The sequence below is a fragment of the Undibacterium sp. 5I2 genome, assembly GCF_035019605.1.
In the GTDB taxonomy this organism is placed as follows: Bacteria; Pseudomonadota; Gammaproteobacteria; order Burkholderiales; family Burkholderiaceae_D; genus Undibacterium.
This window is the reverse complement of the sequence record NZ_JASJVS010000108.1, coordinates 1-4,975: the sequence shown is the minus strand read 5'-3', so window position 1 is coordinate 4,975 and position 4,975 is coordinate 1. Positions and strand designations below refer to the sequence as shown.

At 48.5% G+C, this 4,975-nt stretch carries 5 protein-coding genes; all 5 read right to left on the bottom strand.

The features are described 5' to 3' along the window. Nucleotides 1–628, bottom strand: a 628-nt coding sequence (locus tag QN359_RS19310; protein WP_323493616.1) for a hypothetical protein, incomplete at its 3' end; no start/stop codon positions are given. A 41-nt stretch (nucleotides 629–669) separates the two neighbouring features. Further along, nucleotides 670–1,797: a GDP-mannose 4,6-dehydratase gene (gene gmd / locus QN359_RS19305; RefSeq protein ID WP_322247568.1), complete on the bottom strand. Its 1,128-nt coding sequence runs from the start codon at nucleotides 1,795–1,797 to the stop codon at nucleotides 670–672. A 16-nt stretch (nucleotides 1,798–1,813) separates the two neighbouring features. Continuing rightward, a complete protein-coding gene (fcl, locus tag QN359_RS19300; protein WP_322247567.1) occupies nucleotides 1,814–2,800 on the bottom strand; it encodes a GDP-L-fucose synthase in 987 nt (328 codons plus the stop codon). A 2-nt stretch (nucleotides 2,801–2,802) separates the two neighbouring features. Then, entirely contained in the window at nucleotides 2,803–4,290 is a 1,488-nt protein-coding gene (locus QN359_RS19295; protein WP_322247566.1) for a mannose-1-phosphate guanylyltransferase/mannose-6-phosphate isomerase, read from the bottom strand. After that, nucleotides 4,287–4,646, bottom strand: coding sequence for a MarR family EPS-associated transcriptional regulator (locus tag QN359_RS19290; RefSeq protein WP_322247565.1), 360 nt, complete (start codon nucleotides 4,644–4,646; stop codon nucleotides 4,287–4,289). The genes QN359_RS19295 and QN359_RS19290 overlap by 4 nt, the downstream gene beginning before the upstream one ends. Between the last annotated feature and the right edge of the window lie 329 nt (nucleotides 4,647–4,975).

The following is a 4,975-nucleotide window of genomic DNA, read 5'->3' as shown; positions in this document are numbered from 1 at the left end:
TTGTGGTACCACTCATAATCCCGACGATTATCAATGGCACCCCTCCGCCAGATAAAGTAGCGATTGCAGCACCTGCAAAATTGACTACTGCTGAAATTGATTGCCAATAATTTGCGATGTGACCATGCTGCAATCCTAGTTGTATTTTCGTCACCAAAGTAATTGGCAATGAAAGAGCGAATAATAAAAAAAAGACAAATATGGAATTTGTGCCTTCAACCTGAATCGGCGTTGAGCTTGATTTAAATATAAAAGACCCTATTCCAATATAATGAAGAAAGCCACCCACTATTAATACACAAATTGCCATACCTGCAGTTATAGCAAGGCCGTTCGCCTGTAACTGTCGGATCTTTTTATTACATTCGCTCCCAGACTCCCGCGATAAGGCGGTGATCAACGTCCCCCCTACACCCAGATCCGCAAGCCCTAAAAAACCTAACAAAGACAAAACCGTCATGAGCACACCATACCGCTCTGCGCCTAAATGCGGAACCGCAACCCAGGCAATTAATATGGTAGGCAAAAACATTGCCGCTTTTGCTAAAATTCCGGTTATCGCTGTTCGTGTGATTTGCCGGCGACGTTGCTTTCGCATCCCTCCCTCAGGCACAATATTTGTCGCCATAAACTTGCCTCAAAAACTCCGCAATACGATTAGACGCATGCTTATTCAACAGAAACTGATATTTTAAAACCATGCTCTTTAAGCAGTGCGTGTTTTCTCGCCTCTTCAAAATCGTGCAATACCATCTCTTTGCACATCTCTTGAACGGTAATTTCAGGGGTCCATCCCAACTTCAATTTTGCTTTAGTCGGATCACCAAGTAAGGTTTCTACTTCCGTAGGCCGGAAATACCGAGAGTCGATTTTTACAATAACGTCACCAACTTTTAAGCTGCTCGCTTTATCGCCTTCAATAGCGACGACAATCGCGTGCTCATCAATACCAGCGCCTTCAAATTTAAGCGTAATGCCCAACTCCTCTGCGGACCATTGAATAAACTGCCTCACCGAATATTGAACACCCGTAGCGATCACAAAATCATCGGGTGTATCCTGCTGCAGCATCATCCATTGCATGCGGACGTAATCTTTGGCGTGTCCCCAGTCGCGCAACGCATCCATATTCCCCATGTAGAGGCATTTTTCCAAACCTTGCGCTATATTTGCAAGACCACGCGTAATTTTGCGTGTAACGAATGTCTCGCCGCGACGTGGGCTTTCATGGTTAAACAAAATACCGTTACACGCATACATGCCATACGCTTCGCGATAATTAACCGTGATCCAATATGCATACATTTTGGCTACGGCGTACGGGCTTCTTGGGTAGAAAGGTGTTGTTTCTTTTTGCGGTGTTTCTTGCACCAAACCATACAACTCGGAAGTCGACGCCTGGTAAAAACGAGTTTTTTTCTCGAGTCCCAAAATACGGATCGCTTCGAGGATACGTAACGCGCCCATACCATCGACATCAGCCGTGTACTCAGGGCTTTCAAAGCTCACCGCCACATGACTTTGGGCACCTAAATTATAGATTTCGTCAGGTTGAGTTTGCTGAATAATACGGGTCAAGTTACTGCTGTCACTTAAATCACCGTAATGCAAAACAAAATTGCGATGATCGATATGCGGATCTTGATAAACATGATCAACACGTTGTGTATTAAATGAACTCGCTCGGCGCTTGATACCGTGAACGATGTAACCTTTTTCCAACAAGAACTCTGCCAAGTAAGAACCATCTTGGCCGGTAACACCAGTAATTAACGCTACTTTTTGTTTAGTATTCATAATATATTCGGTAAATTTATGACTGCGTACGCAGCAAATTTTGGTTTAAAACAAAGTCTTGATATGCAACTATCAATCCACTCTCAAGCGCAATTTCTGGCCGCCAACCTAATTTTGAGATACGCGCACTATCCATCCATTTTCGAGGAGTGCCATCAGGCTTGCTTACATCAAATTCTATCTGCCCGTTAAACCCAACAACCTTTGCAATTGTATGAGCCAACTGACTGATAGTCACATCTTCACCATAACCAACATTAATATGGCTTTGCATAGGCAAAGTATGGCTAGCGTAAATTGATTTATCAACAGACATGACATGAATGCTCGCTGCGGCCATATCATCAACGAACAAAAACTCACGACGAGGAGTGCCGGTGCCCCATATCGTTACGACTTCAGCGTTTGAGATTTTCGCCTCGTGAAAACGTCTGATGAGTGCTGGAATAACGTGACTATTTTCCGGATGATAATTATCTCCTGGGCCATACAAATTAGTTGGCATCACACTTCGGTAGTCAACGCCATGACTAGCTTCATATTGCCGATTATAACTTTCACATAATTTTATGCCCGCGATTTTGGCAATGGCATAGGGCTCATTGGTAGACTCCAAAGTTCCGGTCAAGAGCGCATCCTCGGCCATTGGTTGCGCCGCCAATCTTGGATAAATGCAGCTGGAGCCAAGGAAGAGCAATTTTCGCACGCCAGCAGAAAACGCTTCGTGAATGATGTTTGCTTCCATCATTAGATTTTGATAAATAAATTCGGCAGGAAAAGTATTATTGGCGTAAATACCGCCTACTTTTGCGGCTGCCAAATATACTTGATCAGGCTTTTCTGACGAAAAAAACTCTCTGACTTGGGCTTGATTCGTCAAGTCGAGTTCGGCATGCGTACGAGTGATGATGTTACTGCAGCCCTGCTTTTGCAAGGCACGAGCAATCGCTGAACCGACCATCCCGCGGTGACCCGCGATATAAATTTTTTCTTGTTTATTCATGATCAAGACGCGCTGGTGCGGCCATAAGTATCTTCGAACCGGACGATATCATCCTCCCCCAAATAACTGCCCGACTGTACCTCGATAATTTCGAGCTCAATCGCGCCCGGATTTTTCAAACGGTGCACTTCACCGAGCGGAATGTAGGTTGACTGGTTCTCAGTCAGCAGAATCACTTTGTCACCACAAGTCACTTCAGCCGTGCCTTTGACAACGATCCAGTGTTCAGCGCGATGGTGGTGTTTTTGCAGGCTCAAGCTGGCACCGGGTTTCACATTGATGCGTTTTACCTTGAAGCGCTCTTCTTCATCGATGCTGTCATACCAACCCCAAGGACGGTGGACTTTGCGGTGCAAAGTGTGTTCGACACGGCCTTGCTTCTCGAGCATGGCGACGATTTTTTTGACGTGCTGGCTTTGGCTGCGTTCGGCTACCAACACGGCATCGGCGGTTTCGATGATGACGAGGTTATTCACGCCAACGGCACTCACCATGCGGCCCGAGGAATAGACCAAGGTGTTGGTGCTGCCGGCTTGAAAGGCATCGCCCTGCATAACATTGCCATCACTATCTTGAGCACCGACCTGCCAGACAGCATCCCAGGCACCGAGGTCATTCCAACCTGCAGCCAGCGGCAGCACGGCAATTTCCACAACAGAACCGGGGCAGCGTTCCATGACGGCGTAATCGATCGATTCGCTTGGTATGGCAGCGAAGGCGGCTTTATCTGGTCGCACGAATTGGGCGTCGGCGCTTTTGCCGGCCCAAGCCAATTCTGTCGCTACGGCGATGTCAGGCCGGAATGTACTAAGCGCTTTGAGCCAAGTACTGGCGCGCAGTACGAACATACCGCTATTCCAAGCGTAGTCGCCGCTGGCCAAATAAGCCAGTGCGGTGGCGGCATCGGGCTTTTCGGCAAAGCGCGCCACGCTGTACTGGCCGAATGACTGCGCCGCGCCTTCGCGTTTAATATAGCCGTAGCCGGTTTCCGGAGCATCAGGGGTAATACCAAGAATGATCACGGCACCCGTAGCAGCAGCGCGCACGCTCTGCTGCAGCGCGGCTTGAAAGGCTGGCGCATCGGTGACGGTTTGGTCGGCTGGGGTGACGACTAAAATAGGGTCATGGCCGCTTTCCAACGCATGCAGCGCAGCCAAGGTCAGCGCCGGGGCGGTGTTGCGTGCTACCGGCTCAAGCAGCAAGGTTGCGGCCACGTGACGGAGTTCGCGCAGTTGGTCGAGTGCCAGAAAGCGGTGCTCTTCGTTCGTCACGATCAATGTTTCACCGACTACGATATCGGCCGCGGCGATGGCATTAATACGTTCTACCGCTTGTTGAAACAAGCTGGTGGTGCCCGATAAAACCAAAAATTGCTTGGGAAAACCGGCACGCGACAAGGGCCACAGGCGCGTGCCTGAGCCGCCACATAACACTACGGGCAGGACTTGATGGCGCGCTAATGTATCGTTCGTTAGGCTAGCTTGGGTCATGATTGTGTTCTTTCTATACGGCTTTGTTTCAACTCGTCTTGCAACGAGTGGATCAGGGTTTGCAAATGTTCGTATTCCTGCATTTTCCGCTTGAGAAAACGCGCGGTGATAGCACTTTTTTCTACGATGCCACTAGGGGTTAGCAGGTAGGCATAAGCCAGTTTATTGCTGCTACCGTGAAAATTCTGCATCTTAAGCCAGCCCTTTTCCAGCAGAGCCTTGAGGCAATAATTGGTTTTACCAAGACTGACACCGAGTTCGGCAGCGATTTCGCGCTGACTCATCTGCGGCTGCTGTTCCAGCAAGCGCAGTACGGCCAGGTAGGCGTCTTCATCGTCGGGGCGGGTGTGCTGCATGGGGGCGGTGCTTTATTGTTAAAAGTAGCATGTTCATCGATTGAACGGGATTTTATCATTGATTTGTGACAGTAGCGTTAAAATACTTCTTTAACAAGCTTTTGTGCAACTTTTTTGGCAATTTTGTCTTACAGGGGCCTGGGATATGCGGTCATCGTTTACATTTTTTCACTGCTACATGAGAACGCCGTGCTGCGCATCGGGCGCATGGATATAAAGGAGCTAGTGCGCCACTGGGTTGCCGCCTGCGCGCACTGCTGTCCGGAATAATTTTCTTGACTAAGCTGCAGGGGGTTGCAGGCATTGGTTTACGAGTGTTAACCTCGGTT

What these genes read in the sequence shown, in the direction of transcription:
- gmd (WP_322247568.1), bottom strand. Translation starts at nt 1,797, where the DNA reads ATGAATACTAAACAAAAAGTAGCGTTAATTACTGGTGTTACCGGCCAA.
- fcl (WP_322247567.1), bottom strand. Translation starts at nt 2,800, where the DNA reads ATGAATAAACAAGAAAAAATTTATATCGCGGGTCACCGCGGGATGGTC.
- QN359_RS19295 (WP_322247566.1), bottom strand. Translation starts at nt 4,290, where the DNA reads ATGACCCAAGCTAGCCTAACGAACGATACATTAGCGCGCCATCAAGTC.
- QN359_RS19290 (WP_322247565.1), bottom strand. Translation starts at nt 4,646, where the DNA reads ATGCAGCACACCCGCCCCGACGATGAAGACGCCTACCTGGCCGTACTG.